This window comes from Actinomadura barringtoniae (assembly GCF_017573505.1).
GTDB classification, from domain to species: Bacteria; Actinomycetota; Actinomycetes; order Streptosporangiales; family Streptosporangiaceae; genus Spirillospora; species Spirillospora barringtoniae.
On record NZ_JAGEOJ010000007.1, the window covers coordinates 43,483 to 62,532 of the forward strand.

A 19,050-nucleotide genomic window follows, 5' to 3' on the forward strand; every position below is an offset into this window, starting at 1 on the left:
CACGTTTCTCCAGATCACGCGCGCAACACCTTCAATCCGCGCGCGATGTCTGCTTTTTGCGCATGTTCATTCATGTATTGCAATGTGATGTTCGTCTCTATATGTTCCTCGCAATCATGCCGCTCCTCCCAGGCAGGTGTCCCACCCCGCATCACCCGACAAGGGAGCAGAACCAGCGATGAGACAGACTCCCCTCCGCATCCTGCTGGTAGCGGCGCTGGCCGCGATCGGGCTGACGGGCCTGGTCGCGTCCCCCGCCGGCGCCCACGCCCAACCCCGCGTACGCGCGGCGGCCGCGACGAACCTGGCAGCGGGCAAGCCCGTCTCCGCCAGCACCTCGAACGGCCAGTACACGGCGGCGAACGTCAACGACGGCAACCAGGCCACCTACTGGGAGAGCGCCAACAACGCGTTCCCGCAATGGATCCAGGTCGACCTCGGCGCCTCGGTCGACACCAACAAGGTCGTGCTGAAGCTGCCGGTCGCCAACTGGGCCGCCCGCACGCAGACCCTGTCCGTTCAGGGCAGCACGAACGGCACCGGCTACAGCGACCTGGTCGGCTCGGCAGGACGCGTCTTCGACCCGGCGAGCAACAACACCGTGACGCTGACGTACGACAGCAAGCCGACCCGCTACCTGCGCGTGCTCATCACGGCCAACACCGGCTGGCCCGCCGGGCAGCTTTCTGAGCTCGAGGTCTACGGGCCGACGACCGGCGACCAGACCCCGCCGACCGCACCCTCCAACCTCGCCTACACCGAACCTGCGAGCGGGCAGATCAAGCTGACCTGGAACGCCTCGTCCGACGCGGTGGGCGTGACCGGCTACGACGTCTACGCCAACAACGCGCTGCGCGGCAGCGTCGCGGGCAACGTCCTCACCTACACCGACAACCAGCCCGACTCCGCGACCGTGTCCTACTTCGTGCGGGCCAAGGACGCGGCGGGGAACGTCTCGCCCGACAGCAACGTGGTAACCCGCCAGGGCCGGGGCGGCGGCGGCACCAACCTCGCCGCGGGCAAGCCGATCACCGCGTCGTCGCACGTGTTCGACTTCGTCGAGACCAACGCCAACGACAACAACCTCGCGACCTACTGGGAGTCGGGGTCCGGCGCCTACCCGGCGACGCTCACCGTGAGCCTGGGCGCGAAGGCCGACATCAGCTCCGTCGTGGTGAAGCTCAACCCCGACGCCGCCTGGTCCACCCGTACGCAGAACATCGAGGTGCAGGGCCGCAGCAGTACGAGCGGCTCGTTCACCACGCTCAAGGCCGCCGCGGACTACACGTTCAACCCGTCCACCGGTAACAGCGCGACGATCCCGGTGAGCGGCAACGCGGCCGAGGTACGGCTCAAGTTCGCGAGCAACACCGGCGCGCCCGGCGCGCAGGCGGCAGAGTTCCAGGTCATCGGCACCCCGGCGCCGACGCCCGACCTGACCGTCACCGACGTGTCCTGGACGCCGTCCTCCCCCATCGAGACCGACGACATCACGCTCAAGGCGACGGTCAAGAACGCCGGAACGGGCGCCGCCGACGCGAGCGGCCTCGACTTCCTGGTCGGCGGGCAGAAGACCAAGTCGGCCTCGGTCGGCGCGCTCGCCGCAGGTGCCTCGCAGACCGTGTCGGCCTCGATCGGCACGCGCGACGCCGGCTCGTACACCGTCGGCGCCACCGCCGACGCCAATGACGACAACATCGAGCTGAACGAGACCAACAACACCACGACGGCGGCGAACAAGCTGACCGTCGGGCCGGTGCCGAGCTCCGACCTGGTGGCGCAGGCCGTCACGTGGAGCCCGGGCAACCCGCAGAACGGCGACACCGTCACGTTCTCCGTCCAGCTCCGCAACGACGGGACGCTCGCCACCGCGAGCGGCGCGCACGCCATCACGCTGTCGGTGCTGAACAGCAGCGACACCGTGGTGAAGACGCTGACCGGCAGCTACAACGGATCGCTCGCGCCGGGCGCGTCCGCCGCGCCGATCAACCTCGGCACGTGGACGGCGGCCAACGGGCGCTACACGGTCCAGACCGTCATCGCCGACGACGCCAACGAGGTGCCCGTCAAGCGCGCCAACAACACCAGCAAGCTGTCGCTGTTCGTCGGCCGCGGCGCGAACATGCCGTACGACACCTACGAGGCCGAGGACGGCGCGCTCGGCGGCGGCGCGGCGGTCGTCGGGCCCAACCGGAAGATCGGCGACCTGGCGGGCGAGGCCTCCGGGCGGCGCGCGGTCACACTCAACTCGACCGGCGCCAGCGTGGAGTTCACCACCCGGGCGGCCACCAACACCCTGGTGACCCGCTACTCCATCCCGGACTCCTCCGGTGGCGGCGGCCAGAACTCGACGCTGAACGTGTACGTGGACGGGACGTTCCTCAAGGCCATCGACCTCACCTCCCGCTACACCTGGGTGTACGGGGCCGAGGCGAGCCCGAGCAACTCGCCGGGATCGGGCGACCCGCGCCACATCTACGACGAGGCCAACCTGATGCTCGGCACGACCGTTCCGGCCGGGCACAAGATCAAGCTGCAGAAGGACGCGGCGAACGGCACCACCTACGCCATCGACTTCATCAACACCGAGCAGGCGGCGGCGCAGGCCAACCCCGACCCCGCGCACTACGCGGTCCCGGCCGGGTTCACGCACCAGGACGTGCAGAACGCGCTCGACAAGGTGCGCCAGGACACGAGCCTCACCGGCGTCTACCTGCCCGCCGGCGACTACGACACCGCGCAGAAGTTCCAGGTCTACGGCAAGGGCGTGAAGGTCGTCGGTGCGGGCCCGTGGTTCACCAGGTTCCGTACGCCGCAGGGCCAGGAGAACACCGACGCCGGGTTCCGTACGGAGGCCTCCTCCAACGGATCGACGTTCTCGGGGTTCTCGTTCTTCGGCAACTACACCTCGCGCATCGACGGTCCCGGCAAGGTCTTCGACTTCAACAACGTCAAGAACATGACGATCGACAACGTCTGGATCGAGCACACCGTCTGCATGTTCTGGGGCAGCAACGTCGACGGCTCCACCATCAAGAACGCGCGGATCCGCGACACCTGGGCCGACGGGATCAACCTCACCAACGGCAGCAGCGACAACTCGGTCAGCAACACCGAGACCCGCACCACCGGCGACGACTCGTTCGCGCTCTTCCCGGCGACCGACAACACCAACGAACAGGAGACCGGCAACACCTTCGAGAACCTGACCTCGCTGCTCACCTGGCGGGCCGCGGGCATGGCGGTGTACGGAGGCGGCGGCAACACCTTCCGCAACATCCACATCGCCGACACGCTCACCTACCCCGGCCTCACCATCGCGACGCTGCAGTTCGGAGGCATCCCGGCGCGCGGCTTCGAGTCCGACCCGAAGACCACGTTCCAGAACATCTCGCTGGTGCGGGACGGCGGCCACTTCTGGGGCCAGCAGGCCTTCCCCGCACTGTGGATCTTCTCCGGGGAGTTCCCGTTCCAGGGCATCCGGATCAGTGACGTCGACATCGTCGACCCGACCTACTCCGGGATCATGTTCCAGACCAAGTACACCGGCGGGCAGGCCCTCAAGCCCATCGCCGACACCGTGCTGACCAACGTGACGATCTCGGGCGCGCACAAGAGCGGTGACGCGTTCGACGCCAAGTCCGGCTTCGGGATCTGGGTGAACGAACTGCCCGAGCCCGGTCAGGGCCCGGCGGTCGGGTCGGCCACGTTCAACGGCCTGCACTTCCGCGACAACTTCCAGGACATCAAGAACACCACGTCCACCTTCACGATCGTCCAGAACCCCTAGCGGCAGAGCCTCTAGCGGCAGAGCCCCTGACAGGGAAGCCGGAGCCACGGGTGTTGGGAGGCGCCCGTGGCTCCGGCCTTTGCCTTTCGCTCAGGACGGCTGGTCGGGACGGCCTGCCACGAGGTCCTGAACGCGGACCTTGAAGCGTTCGAGCGGCGCGCGCAACCGCCGGTCCCTGCGCTGGGCACGCGCCAGCTTCCGGGAACCCTCGCGGTAGCGCCATCGCGCCCACGGCGCGCCGGGGCGGGCGAGCCGGATCGCGCCGACGAAGCCCAGCAGCGGGATGAACATGCCGAAGAGGCCGGTCCATATCTTGCCCTTGAGCAGGGTGATCAGCGCGAGGGCAAGGTTCGTGGCCGCGAGGATCACGACCGCCCAGACCGGTGACTGCTCGCCGTCGGGTCCGGGTGTGAGGGCCGCGCCGATGTCGAGCGGGCCGAAGCCGAGCAGCGCGAGGCCGCTGAGCGCGATCGCGACGAAGATCGCGTCGACCGACAGCCGGCCCTGTTCCTTCCAGTAGACGTCGTCCAGCCGCAGCACCAGCGCGAACTCGTCCAAGACCAGGCCGGTGCCGATGCCGAACACGGCCGCTCCGAGCGCCGCCCACCCCGAGCGCGACTCCTCGACGGCCAGCCCGCCGATGCCGCCCACGCACATGAAGACCAGGCCGAAGACGACGTGGTGAATGTGCACTCCGCCGGGCGTGACATTTCCCGGCCACCATTTCACCTGCGCCCGGATCATCCGGGTACTGAAGCGAATGAACGCGAATGCGCCGATCATGAAGACGAAGAAGACGAACAGGCGCAACCGCCCGCCGTCCACGATCTGGTGGTCGAACCAGGCGCTCATGGAATGACTGCTTGGGTGGCGCCCGGGACGTCTTCACCGGACGCCACCCGTGTCGTTCGGGGGATTATCGGGACTGTGGGGATTGCCTTCACCTGCCGTGCCAGGGGCGACCTAGATGTCGCCGATGAGGGCCTCGTCGATGCTCGCGCGGTACTCCTTCAGGCCGCCGACGGCGCAGCCCGCGCCGAGCTCGATGAGGTTGCTGATCGTACGGCCGTTGCCGCGCGCGGTGCCGCCCGTGAACGGACCGCTGGAGACGCGGCCGCCCTCGAAGCTCCAGGACGTGCCGTCACCGCGGAAGGTCGACTGGTTGACGATGGCCCGCGAGCCGTCGTTGAACGAGACCGACACCTTGGCGTAGCCGGGACCCACCGGACCAGGGCACTTGCCCTGCAGCGACGCCTCGGCGCGGATGGTGCCGCCGGTGATCTTCGGGTGCTCGTCGGACTGGCAGACGCCGAGGTCGCCGGACGCGGTGAGGCGGACGGTGCCCGTGGCGAACGTGACGCCCGGGTCGAACTGGACGTTGAACTGCCCGCCGCGGCACACGATCGAGCCGACGTCGGCGTGCGTCGCGGCCGAGGCCGGGGCGAACGGGGCGAAGGCGAGCGCGGCACCGAGCACGCCCGCGCCTGCGAGAACCGACTTCATTCCCATATTGATTCCCTTTCCGAGTGCTGAGGTCAAAGCGATCCCCCGAGGGATCACGACACCCTGACCATAGATCTCCGGGGAATGTGCCCTGCCGTTGATTTCACCAATGGGAAGCACATGAATTGGTAGCGGAATCCCAGCGTTCGGCCCGGTCGTTCACGCGCGGGGAAATTCGCGCGCGTGAACGACCGGGCCGTTCAGCCGCCCAAAGGGCCGGCTGCCACCGGATCGCCGCTACTGGATCGCCAGCTCGTCGATGCTGGCGCGGTACTCCTTCAGGCCGCCGATGCCGCAGCCCGCACCGAGCTCGATGAGGTTGCTGATCGTGCGGCCGTTGGCGTGCGCGGTGGTGCCCTTGAAGGCGCCCTCCGCGACCCGGCCGCCCTCGAACAGCCACGACACAGCGTCGGCGCGGAAGCTCGACTGGGTGATGGTCGACCGCGTGCCGTCGTTCCACGAGATCGTCACCCGCGCGTAGCCGGGCCCGACCGGTCCGGGGCATTTGCCCTGGAGCACGGCCTCGGCGCGCACCGTGCCACCGGTGATCTTCGGGTGCGCCTCGGACTGGCACAGCCCGAGGTCGCCCGACGCGGTGAGCCGCACGGTCCCGTTGAAGAAGGTGAGCCCCGGGTCGATCTGCACGTGGAACTGGCCGCCCCGGCAGATGATGTCGTCGGCGCCCTCGGCCTGCGTGCCGCCCTCGACCTGGACGGTCGCCGTCGGCGAGGTGTCGTTGCCCGGGTCGGAGTCGCCCGGTGTCTTCACCGTGCTGCCGCTCATCTCCAGCTGACCGGCGGTCCCGGTCGGCACGGAGTAGGTGGTCGTGATCGGCGGGAACGACCGGCCGGGCTCCAGCTTGTCCGGCCGGGTGCAGGTGGCCAGCTTCGCGTCGCCCGCGATGGTGCAGGTCCAGCCGTCGCCCTTGCTCGCTGTGATGGTCGTTCCGGGCGGCGCCGGAATCTTCACCGTGGTGGCGCCGGTCGCCGGGCCCGCGCCCGGCGCGTTGGTCACGACCGTGGTGCTGGTCCCGGTCCCGCCGGCCTTGAACGGCCCGTCGGGCGTGGTCCGCACCGACAGGTCGGGGCTCGGCGCGGTCGCGGTGCCCTCGATCGGCACGGTCACCGGCGGCGAGGTGTTGTCCTCGGGCTTGTGCTCCAGCGGCGTACCGACGACCGCCTGCGCGCTGACCTGCTGCGGCGCGCCCGTCGGCACGTCCACCAGCACCTTGACCGGCGGGTAGGCGGCGCCCGGCCGCAGCACGTCGGCGCCGGCGCCCGGCCGCGTGCAGGTGACCTTCTGCCCGCTCGCCTGGCAGGTCCAGCCGTCGCCGCTCGCCGACCTGTAGGTCAGCCCCTCGGGCACGGTGAACGTGGTGGACACCGGGCCGGTGGTCGGGCCCGCGACCGGGCCGTTGGCGACGGTCACGTCGAACTCGCCCGTACCGCCGCGCTTGAACGGACCGGCGGGCGCGACCTTGACGTTCAGGTCGGGGTCGAGCGTGGTGACCTTGAAGTTCTGCAGCTCGTGGTAGTTGGTGGACTTCCCGGTCGAGGCCGCGAAGCCCAGCATCACGGTGTCGGGCAGTTTGGCCTGACCCGGGATCGCGTCCAGGTTGAGCTTGTCGATCAGCTTCTGGCGGCCCTTGCCGTCGTGGAAGTCGACGTTGACGCTCATCACGTTCTGCGTGGAGACGTCGACCGACACCGACCGGCGGGCCTTGTCGCGCGTCGTCACGTGGTCGACGGCCAGCGGTGCGGGCGCCGGAACGCCGCGCACGTACTGGTAGCCCGACGACTGCGAGCCGCGGATCACGACGCTGTTCGGCTTGAGTCCCGGCCCCTTGTCCTTGGCGCCCCAGAGCTCGGGGTTGGAGAAGTTGCCGTACTGGTCGAAGCCGACGCCGACGAACGCGCCCTTCAGGTTGTGATAGCCGAGTGAGCCGCCGCTGTCGCCGATGTTGGGCGCGGCGGTCTTGCCGTCCACCAGGAAGAACGAGAGGCCGTCGGCGCCCTTGGCGGTGGAGGTGTTGTACTGGAACTGGTCGAACTGGATGTGCAGCCCCGACCCCGCCTTGATCGGCCGGTTGAGTATCACGCCGCCCGCGTCCTGGTTCGAGTTGTCGGTGAGCTGGAAGGCCCCCTCGCCCTCGGGGTCGGCCTTGCCCTTCCCGTCCCGTACGGCGTTGCACCAGGCCAGCGAGCCGTCCGGGGGCCGCGTGGCGGCCGCCGTCAGGCACGGCGTGTGATCGCCCTTCGGGCTGGGCGCGATCCACGTGCCCGGCGAGGTCGACCCGTTCTTGAAGCTCTCCGACAGCAGTTCCAGCGCCTGCGCCGACTGCTCGGACACCGCCGACAGGCCGGACAGTGCGAGTACCGCCGCGGCGCCGGTCAGCGCCGCCCGGTTGAGGCGCCTGCGCGCGCCGATTGAGATTGGGCTCACCGATCCCCCTGAGATCCGAGTTGATGATCAAGGGGGTCGGTGAGTTTGTAGCCCGGCGGCCACTGTCCGAAACATCGCCCGTTATCCGGACCAACTACCCCAGTTTCGGCACCCGCGTCAGCGCGCGACCGCGTAGGTGACCGAGAGGCTGCCGCTCGGAAAGGCCTCGGTGGCCACGCGCTCGAAGCCCAACGGCCGGTCCTCGAAGAGCCGCGCCCCGGTCCCGGTGACGACCGGATCGATCAACAGCCGGAGCTCGTCGAGCAGGCCGTTCCGCAGCAGCGCCCGCACGAGCGTCGGGCTGCCGGTGATCAGGATCGGCCCGTCGCCCGGCGCCTCCTTCAGGTTCGCCACCTCGTCGAACGTGGTAATGAGGCTGGTGTTCTTCCATTTCGGCGCGGTGAGCGTCGTGGACAGGACCACCTTGGGCAGGCCGTTCATCAGGTCGGCCATGGAGCCGGTCGCCGCAGGCCAGTAGCCCGCGTGCTCCTCGTAGGTCCGGCGGCCCAGCAGCATGGTGTCCGCGGCGGCCATGCCCGCCTCGATCGCGCGGTCCATCTCCGGGTCGTGGAAGGGCGAGTGCCACTTCCCGGGCTCGGCGACGACGCCGTCGAGCGTCATGAACAGCTCAGAGACGATCTTCTTCACGCGACTTCTCCTTGGGCGACGAACGTTGCGGCCTCGGCCTCGGCCTCGGGAACGGGGGTGGGGGCGGGGGCTTCCGTCTGGCGTCCGACGGCGGGCAGATCGCGCAGCGCGGCGGCGATGAGGACGGCCAGGCCGAGCATCACGGCGGCGCAGACGGCCGAGACGACCTGCAACTCGGTGGTGAAGGCGTGGCGCGCGGCGTCCATCACCGCGGCGCCCGCGTGCTGGGGCAGCCGGGCGGCCACGTCGGCGGCGCCGGCCAGGCTGTCGTGCGCCGGACCGGGACCCGCGGCGGGGCCGCCCGCGGTGTGCCGGTAGACGGCCGTCCCCAGGCTGCCGAGGACGGCGATGCCGAGCGCGTAGCCCAGCTCGTTGCCGGTCTGCGCGATCGCCGCCGCCGATCCGGCCTGCGCGGGCGGCGCGGCGCCGACGACCACGTTCGTGCCGATGCTGACCAGCGGACCGGCGCCCAGGCAGGAGACCGCGAAACCGGCGACGAGGCCGCCCGTGCCGTCCGCCTGCGCGATGATCAGCATGCCGGTCACCGTGAGGGCGAGGCCGAGGGGAATGAGCGGGACCGGCGGGATCCGGCGGCCCAGCAGCGGCGCCACCTGGAAGCTGACCATCGCGGCGATCATCCCCGGCACCATGGCGAGGCCCGCGTTCAGCGGGGACAGCCGGTCGACCAGCTGAAGGTGCTGGGCGACCAGGTTCATGGTGCCGCCCGACAGCATCGCGTTCGCCAGCAGGCCGACCAGCACGATCGAGAAGGCGCGGCGGCGGAACAGCGACAGATCCAGGAGCGGATCGGCCAGCCGCCGCTGACGCGCCACGAAGACCGCGCCGAGCGCCAGCCCGGCCGCCAGCGCGGCGACGGGCAACGGGTGCCAGCCGTTCCGCGCGGTCTCCTTGAGCCCGTAGATGAACGAGAGGATCGCGCCGAGGGAGAGCACGACGCTGGGCAGGTCGAGGCGGCCCGCCGACGTGTCGCGGTGCTCGGGCAGCAGCAGCGGGCCGAGGACCAGCAACGCCGCCATGGCGGGAACGCCGAGCAGGAACACCGAGCCCCACCAGAAGTGCTCGAGCATCACGCCGCCGACGAGCGGCCCGACGATGGCGCCGAGGGTGAAACAGCCCGCCCAGATCCCGACCGCGCTGGCCCGCTGCCGCGGATCGTGGAACAGCGTCATGATCATCGCGAGGGTGGACGGGGTGAGCGCGGCGCCCGCGACACCGAGCAGGGCACGGGCAGCGATCAGCATCTCCGGGGTCGTGCTGAACGCCGCCAGCACCGAGGCGGTGCCGAACGCCGCGGCGCCGAGCAGCAGCAGCCTGCGCCGGCCGATCCGGTCGCCGAGCGTGCCCATCGTGATCAGGAGGCCCGCGACCATGAAGCCGTAGACGTCCATGATCCAGAGCTGCTGGGTGCTGCCCGCGCCCAGCTCGGCGCTGAGCCGCGGCAGCGCCATCACCATCACGAACAGGTCGAGCGATACCAGCAGGGCCGGCAGCGCGAGCACGGCGAGCGCGATCCATTCGCGTCGCCCCGCCCGGGGAGGGACGGTCATGTCGAAGTCCTTTCGTCGGTCATGCATGGGGTTTCGCCTGTGACGAGCTCGACCTCAGGCCAGCCCTCGTCCCGCGCCTGGAGCGCGACGGCGACCGCGATCACGGCGCCCTCGCCCGCACCGGCGACGAGCAGGCGGGCCGGGTCGGCACCGAGCTCGGAACCGTGATCGGCGGCCCAGCCCAGCACCGCCGCCGCGTCCCGGAGCGCCGTCTCGTACGGCGGATCCAGGCACACGTCCAGCACCACGGCGTCGGGCCGGGCCGTATCGCGGTTCGAAGGACCGAGGTGGAAATAGACGAGCAGCGCCGGATTGCGAACCTCCGGCCATTGCACGCGGCCACGCACCGGGCCCGCGAAGCCCCGGAGGTGAACGACGGCTGAGGTGGTCATGCGGAAACCGTCGCAGCGGCGAAGCCCTCAAGGGAAAGGCCGTTCGTGCATCACGGTCGTGCATGAACGGCATGACCACACTCAGCCCGCGCGGGCGATAATCCCGGTATGGCCGAGCAAGGCGAACAGGCACGCGTCCTGCCGCTCCCCCAGGCGCCCGACGCGATCGAGCTGCGCCATCTGCGCGCGTTCGTCGCGGTGGCGGAGGAGCTCAACTTCGGGCGGGCGGCGTCCCGGCTCTACCTGTCGCAGCCCGCGCTGAGCCGCCAGATCCGCGGGCTGGAACGGCTGATCGGCTGCGACCTGCTGAGCCGCTCGACGCACCGGGTGGAGCTCACGCTCGCCGGGGAATCCCTCGTGGGGAGGGCGCGCGAGATCCTCGCCGGGCTCGACGACGCGGTCTCCACCACGCGTTCGGTCGGCGGCGAGCTCACCAGCCGCGCCGCGCAGCTGTGGAAGCCGGTGTGGGAGCGGAACGACTCCGACGACGAGGGGCACGAGCTGGCCGCCGCCTTCGAGGCGCTGCTGGCCAAGTTCGACCCGCCGCCCGAGGTCCAGATCCGGCCCGTCAGAGCGGGAGGGGTTCCCGCCCTCCGCCTGGCTCCGGAGAAGCCGGGCCCCGGCGCCGTGCTCTATCTGCACGGCGGCGGCTTCGTCATGGGGTCGGCGTACGGTTATCGCCCGCTCGTAGGGGCTCTGTCCGCCGCCTCCGACACGACCTTCCTGGTGCCCGACTACGCGCTCGCCCCCGAGTCCCCCTATCCGGCCGCCCTTGAGGACTCCGTACGGGCCTACCTGTGGCTCCTCGACCAGGGCGTCGAACCTGACCATGTCGTCATCGCCGGGGACTCCTCAGGAGCGAGCCTCGTTCTGTCGGTCCTGGTCCACATCGCCGAGCACGATCTGCCCCGGCCCGGTGGCGGCCTGCTGCTCTGCCCTTGGGTCGATCTCGCGTACCTGCTGCCGCAGATCACCCCGACCGACCCCCAGTTCCTGGTGCACGCGCGGATGATGCGGCGCTCCGTCGACGTCTACCTGGCCGGGCAGTCCCTGGACGACCCGATCGTCAACCCGCTCGGGCATCCCGAGGTACTCGCGGGACTCCCCAGGATGCTCATCCAGGCCGGTACCGGCGACCACCTCCTCAACCAGGCCCAGGCACTCGCCGAACGGGCCGGGGACCAGGGAGCAGAGGTGAAGCTCTCGCTCTATCCGGTCGCCACTCACGACTTCCATCTCTTCTGGCCGTTCCTCCCCGAGGCCATGAAGGCGCTCCAGGAGGCGGGCCGGTTCATCCGGAAGACCACCACTTAGGCACCGGCGGCACCCCTTGACAGCTGAGCGACCGGCCGTACGATTCCAGAGTGGCTGAGTGGATCAGCCACTGATCCACTCAGGAGGAACTGTGGTGCGGAGCAAGGGCGAGGAGTTCCGGCGGAGCGGGCTGACCTTGGGCGATGCGGCCCGGCTGTTCATGAGCTATCCGAACGCCAAGGTGCTGCTGCCCGTCACGGGCGCGGCCGTCGCGGCGCGGCTGGCGATGGGGCGGTTCGGCAAGAAGGACGCGGCGGTGATCGCGGCGACGGTCGCGATCGAGCCGTTCGTCGAATGGCTGATCCACGTGAACGTCCTGCACCTCGGCCCGAAGCGGCTGCGCGGCCGTACGGTCGAGCTGCCGTCCTCACGCAAGCACCGCGAGCACCACAGGGACCCGCGCAACCCCGACATCCTCTTCGTGCCCGCGCTCGTTCCGACGATGGCCGGGATCGCCGGGATCAACGTCGCGCTGCTGCGCAAGCCGCGCCCGGCGCTCACGGGCGTCGCGGCCTCGTTCGCGTTCCTGACCGCCTACGAGTGGACGCACTTCCTGATCCACTCGTCGTACAAGCCCAAGACGGCGCTCTACAAGACGCTGCGCCGCACGCACCAGCTGCACCACTTCCGCAACGAGAAGTACTGGTTCGGCATCATCACGCCGGTCTCGGACAAGGTCCTCGGCACCTACCCGGCCAAGGAGGACGTCCCGCCCTCGCCGACCGTCAAGACCCTGGGCGTGACCGAGGCCGCCTAGCCTCCCGGAGGAGACAGGCGGCCTCGGGCCCCTTGGAGTTAGAAGCGGATGCGCGGTGGCGTGCGCGGGATGGACGTGGTCTGGCCGGACTTCAGGGTCTTGGCCTTGGCGGCCGCGGCCGTCGGGTCCGGGTCGGGCAGCGGGGCGCAGATCTTGTCGGCGCCGTAGCCGGCCTTGCCGGTCCGCTTCGGCAGCGTCCCGTTCAGCAGGTAGTCCGCGATCGTGTTGTCGACGCACTCGTCACCGAAGAGCGAGTCGGCGTGGGTCGCGCCGCCCGGCTCGGCCAGCAGGACCGAGTTCGGGTACAGCTTGCGGACCTGCAGGCTGCCCTCGTACGGGGTCGCCGCGTCGTTGGTCTCGTCGATCAGCAGCGCGGGCGCCACCTTGCGGCCGTCGATCTTCACCGGGTGCCCGGCCTTGGCCGGCCAGGTGAGGCACGGCGCGTTGAACCAGGCGTTGCCCCAGGTGAGGAACGGGTACTTGCGGTAGAGCGACCAGTTGTCGCGCTGCCACTTGCGCCAGCTGAGCGGCCACTGCACGTCGGTGCACTGGACGGCGCTGTAGCCGACGAAGCCGTTGTCGGTCGCGGCCCGGTCCTCCGGGGTGGCGTTGCCGTACAGGTCGGCGATGCCGGCCGCGTCACCCTTGTTGACCAAGGCCGACAGGGCGTTGCCGATGTCGATCCAGCCGAACCGGTAGTACGCGGCGCCCTGCACGACGTCGGTGAGCTCGTCCGGGCCGACCGTGCCGTTCGGCGCCTTGGTCAGCTTGTCCAGCTGGCCGTAGTAGGCCTTCTGCACGGCGCGCTCGGTGGTGCCGAGGTGGAACACCGAGTCGTACTTGGCCAGCCAGGCGAAGTAGATCTTGGAGTTCTTGTCGAACGCCACGTCCTGGGCGAGGTTGGCGTCGTACCAGACGCCGCGCGGGTCGACGTTGCTGTCCAGCACCATCCGCCGCACGTTCTTCGGGTGCAGCGAGGAGTAGACCTGGCCGAGGTAGGTGCCGTACGAGAAGCCGTAGAAGTTGATCTGCTTCTGGCCGAGCGCGGTGCGGATGCTCTCCATGTCGGCGACCGAGTCGGTCGTCTTGTCATGGTTCAGCAGCCCGATCTTGTCGTTCTTGGCGCACGCGGCCGAGTAGCCCGCGGACTTGCCGAGCCAGGTCCGCTCGATCTGCCTGGTCTTCGGCACGTACGGGGTGCGCGGGCCCTTGAAGTAGTCCGGGTCGCACTGCAGCGCCGGCACGCTGGAGCCGATGCCGCGCGGGTCGAAGCCGATCCAGTCGTAGCCGCCCGCCGCGTCGTTCGGCACGTAGTAGCGCAGGACCGACAGGGTGAGGCCGCTCGCACCCGGACCGCCCGGGTTGGTGAGCATGATGCCCTGGTAGGCCTTCTTCGGGTCGTGCTTGATCATCGAGACCGCGAGCTTGATCTGCGTACCGCCCGGGTGCCGGTAGTCCAGCGGCACGGACAGGAAGCCGCAGACCGCGTGGTACGTCGAGCCGAACGTACCCGGGCACTGCTTCCAGTCGATGCTCTGGACGGCGCCCGTGGACGGCGCCGCGGGAGCCGCTCCGGCGGAGGGTGCTACGGCAGCGAGTCCGGTCAGGCTGAGACCGGCGGCCGCGGCTGTGGCGATGAGCCTCTTCACGGTGCTCCTTCGCTGGCCCAGGCAAGACGCGTGGGCCGCTGTCGAGGGGATAACAGCCGTCAAGAACTCTGCGCACGTTGTCCGTGTTTGTGGAGATGCTGGGGGTTTGGATGCCGAATTGTTACCCGAGCTAACTAAGCCCGCGACGTCCCGGTCTCCTGGTCCAGATCATCAACCGCCCGCACTCGCCCGGCGCCTCCGGCGTCCGTTCGTCCACCCGGTCGAGGCTGTAGCCGAGCCGCCGGGGCACGCCCGCACTCGCGACGTTGGCCTCGTCGCAGCGGATCTCCACACGTTCGGTGCCGGGCACGGCGAGCGCGATGTCGGTGAGCGCCCCTGCGGCGGCCGTGGCGATGCCTCGGCGGGTGTAGGAGGTGCGGACCCAGTAGCCGATGTCCCAGGCGTTCGGGCCGACGCGGCGGTGGAGGCCGATCGTTCCGGCGAGCGTGCCGTCGGCGCCGAAGATGCCGTACTCGTACGCCTCGCCGGTGTCCCAGCGGTAGCGCGAGACGGCCATGTGCTCGCGTTCGGCGGCGAGCGTCGGCGCCTGCGTCATCCACGGCATCCAGAGCCTCAGCTCCGGTGCCGACTCGGTCACCGCCGCGAACAGCGCACGATCATCCTCGTCCGCCCAACGCCGGAGGAACCACCCCGACGCCACCATCTCCTCCGGAAGCCCACTCACACCTCTCATTCTGAACGGAACCATGATCTTAAGCAGCTCGATATTCGCCGGGTCTAGCCCTGCAAGACTCCCAGGTCGAGGGCGGCGAGGCGGGCGGGATCGGTCACAACGTCGACCTCGGTGACGTGGTCGCCGTCGACGGTGAGCCTGATGGCGACGGCCAGGCGGCCGTTCGGGGCGACGAGGATGCCCGCGACGCCGTCGACGAGGGCCAGGCGGGCGAAGCGGGCCCGGGCCACGTTGGTACGGGTCTCCTCGGCGACGTTCCGGGCGCCGCGCAGGTCCGGGCGGGCGTCGGAACGGCGGACGACGTCGGGGGCGAGCACCGACACCAGGCCGTCGAGATCGCCGGCACGGGACGCGGCGAGGAAGGCCTCCACCACCGCGCGCTGCCGGTCCAGGTCGGGGGGTGGCAGCGCGGGCGTTCCGTCGATGCGGGCGCGGGCGCGGCTGGCGAGCTTCTTGGTGGCGACCTCGGTCTTGCCCACGATGCCGGCGATCTCGGCGAACGGCACCGAGAACATGTCGTGCAGAACGAAGGCGACGCGTTCGTCGGGGCCGAGGGCGTCCAGGACCACCAGCAGGGCGAGACCTACTGAGTCGGCCAGCACCGCCTCGCCCTCGGGGTCGTCGTTTGCTGCCAGGTCCAGTTCGGCCATGTCGGCGAGGGTCTCGCTTCGGCGGCGGCGAGCGCGCAGCATGTCCAGGCAGATCCGGCTGATGATCGTGGTCAGCCAGCCGGGGAGGTTGACCACGCCCGAGGCGCCGTCACGGGAGGCGCGCAGCCAGGTCTCCTGGACCGCGTCGTCGGCCTCGTCGGCCGAGCCGAGCATCCGGAACGCGACCCCGCGCAGATGGCGGCGGGCCTCGTCGAAGCGCACGGCCAGCTCGGCCTGGTCCATCGATCAGCCTTCCAGGTGCGGTCCGGCCATCGCGGCCAGCTCGGTGCGGTTGGTGACTCCGAGCTTGGCGTACACGTGCGACAGATGCGTCTTGACGGTGCTGCGGCTCATGAAGAGCCGGGATCCGATCTCGGGGTTGCTGAGGCCCTCTACCGTCAGCCGCACGACGCTCTGCTCGGTAGGGGTGAGGCTTGCCCAGCCGGAGGACGGCCTGCCGCGCTTGCCTCGGGCCCTGCGCGCGTAGTCGACGGCATCGCGCAGGCTGAGAACGGTGCCTTCGTAGGGCTGTTGGGCGGCTGCCGGGGTTAGGCGGGGTGCGCCCATTTCTTGTCTTGCGTGGTTGCAGGCTGCTTGGAGACGTGCGGCTTCGGTTGTTCCGGGGGCTAGGTCGGCCAGGGCTTCCAGACTGTCGACGCATGGCAGCCACAGGCCGTGCTCGACGCGCAGGGCGAGTGCCTCGTGGTGGAGCTCTTCGGCGCGTTCGGGCTCTGGGGTGAGGAAGGCGGACTGTTCGAGGGCATCGGCCTCCACACTGGGCATTCCGATCTTGCGGGCCAGGGTGAGAGCGCGTTCGCAGGCTTGGGCGGCGGCCTCGGTGTCGCCGGTGGCCCGGTGCGCGGCGGCGAGGCCGGTCAGCGTCTGCGGGGCCAGGTAGAGGTCCACGCCCTCGGGCAGCCAGGCGGTCTCGCGGCCGAACCAGGCGACCGCCTCGGCGGGCCGTCCCGACCACAGGTGCAGGTTGGCGACGGCGCGCGCGAAGCCGGGGATGAACGGCGATGGATCGGTGGCCTCGACCAGCCTGATCACCGGATTGAGGGCGGCCCACGCCGCGTCCACGTCGCCTGCGGTCGCCTCCACGATGGCCACGGCCGCGGCGGCCGATCCGACCCGGTGGTGATCGGCGAGGGGGCGGGCGACGGCCGCGCCCTCGGCGGCCAGTTCGCGGGCGCGGGCGACATCGCCGGTGATCAGCGCGCTCCCGGCCAGGTAGCCGAGCGCGGTGGACGCGACGCCGCGGTCCCCGCGCCTGACCAGGCCGTCGACCGCCTCCTGGAGGTGCTTCACCGCCTCCGCGTGCTCGTCGCGCAGGTGCAGAACGATCCCCATCAGCGCGGTGGCGCCGTCGATCACGAAGCCCTCGCCGATCTCGCGGGCCCGCGCACGTGCCTGCTTCGCCTCCGACCAGCCGGTGTCCAAGTCCAGGGCGAACACCGCGACCGCGCCGAGGAGCCGGGCCATGGAGGCGGTCGCCGCGTCGCCGGTCTCGGTCGCGATCTCCATCGCGGCCTGCGCGGCGTCGTACTCCAGCCCGTCGGGACGCGTGGTGTCGGCGACCAGGGACAGCCCGGTGAGGAGGCGGGCCTGCAGCCCGGTCCGTTCACCCGCTCCAAGGTCGACGGCGCGTTGGAGCAGGTCGAGGCCCTCGCGACCCCGGTCGTTCAGGTGCCAGAGCCAGGGCAGGCCCGCCGCGAGCCGCCGGCCGCGCTCGGGGTCGTCCCGCGACAGGCCCCAGTCGATGGCCGCCCGCAGGTTCTCCTGCTCGGCGCCGATCGTGGCGCGCCAGGCGTCCTTGTCGCGGCCGAGCAGCGGCGCGGCCTCCTCGGTGAGGGCGAGGAACGCGTCCAGATGGCGGTCGCGGATGCCGTCCCGTTCACCGGAGGCCTCGAGCCTGGCCACCGCGTACTGGCGGATCGTCTCCAGCATGCGGTAGCGGGCGACCTCACCCCGGGTGTCGGCGATGACCAGCGACTTGTCGACAAGGCGACGCAGCCCGGCGACGACCTCGCCGTCACAGACCGCGCGGGCCGCCGCGAGCGTGAACCCGCCCTGGAAGACGCCCAGCCGCCGGAACAGCACGCGATCGGCCTCGTCCAGCAGGTCGTGGCTCCACGCCATCGACGCCGCCAGCGTCTGATGCCGCGCCGCCACCCCGCGCGGGCCCCGCACCAGCAGCGCGAACCGGTCGTCCAGGCCCTGGAGGATCTCGCGCTCCGACAGCGTGTCCGACCAGGCCGCGGCCAGCTCGATCGCCAGCGGGATGCCGTCCAGCCGGATGCACGCGGTCCGTACCGCCTCCGACCGGGCCGTACGCCCCGCCCGTTCCTCGAACAGCGCGAGCGCGTCGGCGCCGCTGAGCGGCGGCACCCGCCAGACGACCTCGCCCGCGACGCCCAGCGGCTCGCGGCTGGTGGCGAGAACGGTCACGCCCGGGCACGCGGTGATCAACTCGACCACCAGGTCCGCCGCCGCGCCGATGACGTGCTCGCAGTTGTCCAGGCACAGCAGCAGCGGCCGGTCGCCGATCTGCTCCGCGAGGGCGCCGGCCGAGGACGGCAGGACCCCGGCGGCGGCCGCCACGAGTTCGGGGACCAGGCGCGGCTCCGCGGTGGTCGTCAGGTCGACCCAGCGGGCGTCGGTACGGGCCGCCGCGGCCTGGAGCGCCAGGCGGGTCTTGCCGCAGCCGCCCGGCCCGACGAGGGTCACCAGCCGCGCCTCGTCCAGCGCGGCGGCGACCGCGTCGAGCTCGGCCGTACGGCCCACGAACGTGGTCAGCGGCCTCGGCACGGCTGCCGCGGGCGTCTCAGTACTTCCCGAGGGGGGTCGACCCCCCACACCCCCCGGGCCGACTTCGTCGGAGTCAGTGGTCATCGCCGTCCAGTCTCCCAGGGCGGATCTCAACCAGGCCGATGCCCGGGCATCGGCCAGGTGGCCGATGTTCCGATCGGCCTGAAACGGCAGCGTAGAGCGTGTTCGAAGACATCACCGCCACACCGCAGGGAGAACACGATGAGCAAGGTCATCGCCAACATGTCCATGTCCCTCGACGGCTTCATCGCCGACCCGGCCGACGGCATCGACCGGCTCTTCGGCTGGATGGGCAGCGGCGACGTCGAGGTGCCGACCGCCGTGGAGTGGGCGACGTTCCGGATGTCGCCCGCCAGCGCCGAGTACATGCGCACGTCCATGGAGAGCGTCGGCGCGCTGATCACCGGCCGCCACCTGTTCGACATCACCCAGGGCTGGGGCGGCACCCACCCGCTGGGCGTGCCGATCGTGGTCGTCACCCACCGCGAGGCCCCCGCCGACTGGCCGCACACCGAGACGTTCACCTTCACCGGCGGCGTCGAGGAGGCGGTCGAGGCCGCCACGAAGGCCGCCGGGGACAAGGACGTCGTGGTCGCCAGCGCCAAGATCGCCCAGCAGTGCCTGGACGCGGGCCTGCTGGACGCCGTCCACATCGACCTGGTGCCGGTGCTGCTCGGGTCGGGCGTCCGCTGGTTCGAGAACCTCGGCAAGTCCCCGGTGCAGTTCGGCGACCCGACCGTCATCGAGGGCAACGGCGTGACCCACCTCGCCTACGAGGTCACCAAGCGAGCGTGACCCGCCACCGATCCGGTCT

14 protein-coding genes are annotated in these 19,050 nt (G+C 70.6%); 4 read left to right on the top strand and 10 right to left on the bottom strand.

Annotated features, from left to right (window positions below):
• Nucleotides 1–178: 178 nt before the first annotated feature.
• On the top strand, nucleotides 179–3,790 hold the full coding sequence (locus J4573_RS17865) for a discoidin domain-containing protein (protein WP_208256740.1): 3,612 nt from the start codon (nucleotides 179–181) through the stop codon (nucleotides 3,788–3,790).
• Nucleotides 3,791–3,880: 90 nt separating this feature from the next.
• Here the strand turns inward: J4573_RS17865 and J4573_RS17870 are convergent, their stop codons facing one another.
• The 6 genes from J4573_RS17870 to J4573_RS17895 all read right to left on the bottom strand — a co-directional run bounded on the left by J4573_RS17870 (nucleotide 3,881) and on the right by J4573_RS17895 (nucleotide 10,343).
• Nucleotides 3,881–4,642 carry a hypothetical protein gene (locus J4573_RS17870; RefSeq protein WP_208256742.1) on the bottom strand — a complete coding sequence of 254 codons (762 nt, stop codon included), beginning with the start codon at nucleotides 4,640–4,642 and terminating at the stop codon, nucleotides 3,881–3,883.
• A gap of 111 nt (nucleotides 4,643–4,753) precedes the next feature.
• Nucleotides 4,754–5,293: a hypothetical protein gene (locus J4573_RS17875; RefSeq protein ID WP_208256744.1), complete on the bottom strand. Its 540-nt coding sequence runs from the start codon at nucleotides 5,291–5,293 to the stop codon at nucleotides 4,754–4,756.
• Between the two features lie 237 nt (nucleotides 5,294–5,530).
• The gene (locus tag J4573_RS17880) at nucleotides 5,531–7,735 is read right to left on the bottom strand and encodes a lectin-like domain-containing protein (protein ID WP_208256746.1); all 2,205 of its coding nucleotides are present in this window, start codon (nucleotides 7,733–7,735) and stop codon (nucleotides 5,531–5,533) included.
• Nucleotides 7,736–7,852: 117 nt separating this feature from the next.
• Entirely contained in the window at nucleotides 7,853–8,383 is a 531-nt protein-coding gene (locus J4573_RS17885) for a dihydrofolate reductase family protein (RefSeq protein WP_208256748.1), read from the bottom strand.
• Entirely contained in the window at nucleotides 8,380–9,951 is a 1,572-nt protein-coding gene (locus tag J4573_RS17890; protein ID WP_208256750.1) for an MFS transporter, read from the bottom strand. The genes J4573_RS17885 and J4573_RS17890 overlap by 4 nt, the downstream gene beginning before the upstream one ends.
• The gene (locus tag J4573_RS17895) at nucleotides 9,948–10,343 is read right to left on the bottom strand and encodes an alpha/beta hydrolase fold domain-containing protein (RefSeq protein WP_208256751.1); all 396 of its coding nucleotides are present in this window, start codon (nucleotides 10,341–10,343) and stop codon (nucleotides 9,948–9,950) included. The genes J4573_RS17890 and J4573_RS17895 overlap by 4 nt, the downstream gene beginning before the upstream one ends.
• A 108-nt stretch (nucleotides 10,344–10,451) precedes the next feature.
• On the opposite strand from J4573_RS17895, the gene J4573_RS17900 reads away from it, so the two are divergent.
• Nucleotides 10,452–11,657 (top strand): alpha/beta hydrolase fold domain-containing protein, encoded by a 1,206-nt coding sequence (locus J4573_RS17900; protein WP_208256753.1) that lies wholly within the window; start codon nucleotides 10,452–10,454, stop codon nucleotides 11,655–11,657.
• A gap of 91 nt (nucleotides 11,658–11,748) precedes the next feature.
• Nucleotides 11,749–12,414 (top strand): sterol desaturase family protein, encoded by a 666-nt coding sequence (locus J4573_RS17905; protein ID WP_208256755.1) that lies wholly within the window; start codon nucleotides 11,749–11,751, stop codon nucleotides 12,412–12,414.
• A gap of 38 nt (nucleotides 12,415–12,452) precedes the next feature.
• On the opposite strand, the gene J4573_RS17910 is transcribed toward J4573_RS17905, so the two are convergent.
• The 4 genes from J4573_RS17910 to J4573_RS56125 all read right to left on the bottom strand — a co-directional run bounded on the left by J4573_RS17910 (nucleotide 12,453) and on the right by J4573_RS56125 (nucleotide 18,215).
• Nucleotides 12,453–14,063, bottom strand: coding sequence for an alpha/beta hydrolase (locus tag J4573_RS17910; RefSeq protein WP_208256757.1), 1,611 nt, complete (start codon nucleotides 14,061–14,063; stop codon nucleotides 12,453–12,455).
• 130 nt (nucleotides 14,064–14,193) lie between these two features.
• Entirely contained in the window at nucleotides 14,194–14,748 is a 555-nt protein-coding gene (locus J4573_RS17915; protein WP_208256760.1) for a GNAT family N-acetyltransferase, read from the bottom strand.
• Between the two features lie 53 nt (nucleotides 14,749–14,801).
• Nucleotides 14,802–15,650 carry a sigma-70 family RNA polymerase sigma factor gene (locus J4573_RS17920; RefSeq protein WP_208256763.1) on the bottom strand — a complete coding sequence of 283 codons (849 nt, stop codon included), beginning with the start codon at nucleotides 15,648–15,650 and terminating at the stop codon, nucleotides 14,802–14,804.
• Nucleotides 15,651–15,653: 3 nt separating this feature from the next.
• Entirely contained in the window at nucleotides 15,654–18,215 is a 2,562-nt protein-coding gene (locus J4573_RS56125) for a helix-turn-helix transcriptional regulator (RefSeq protein ID WP_208256765.1), read from the bottom strand.
• 222 nt (nucleotides 18,216–18,437) lie between these two features.
• On the opposite strand from J4573_RS56125, the gene J4573_RS17930 reads away from it, so the two are divergent.
• On the top strand, nucleotides 18,438–19,031 hold the full coding sequence (locus J4573_RS17930) for a dihydrofolate reductase family protein (protein WP_208256768.1): 594 nt from the start codon (nucleotides 18,438–18,440) through the stop codon (nucleotides 19,029–19,031).
• Nucleotides 19,032–19,050: the final 19 nt, after the last annotated feature.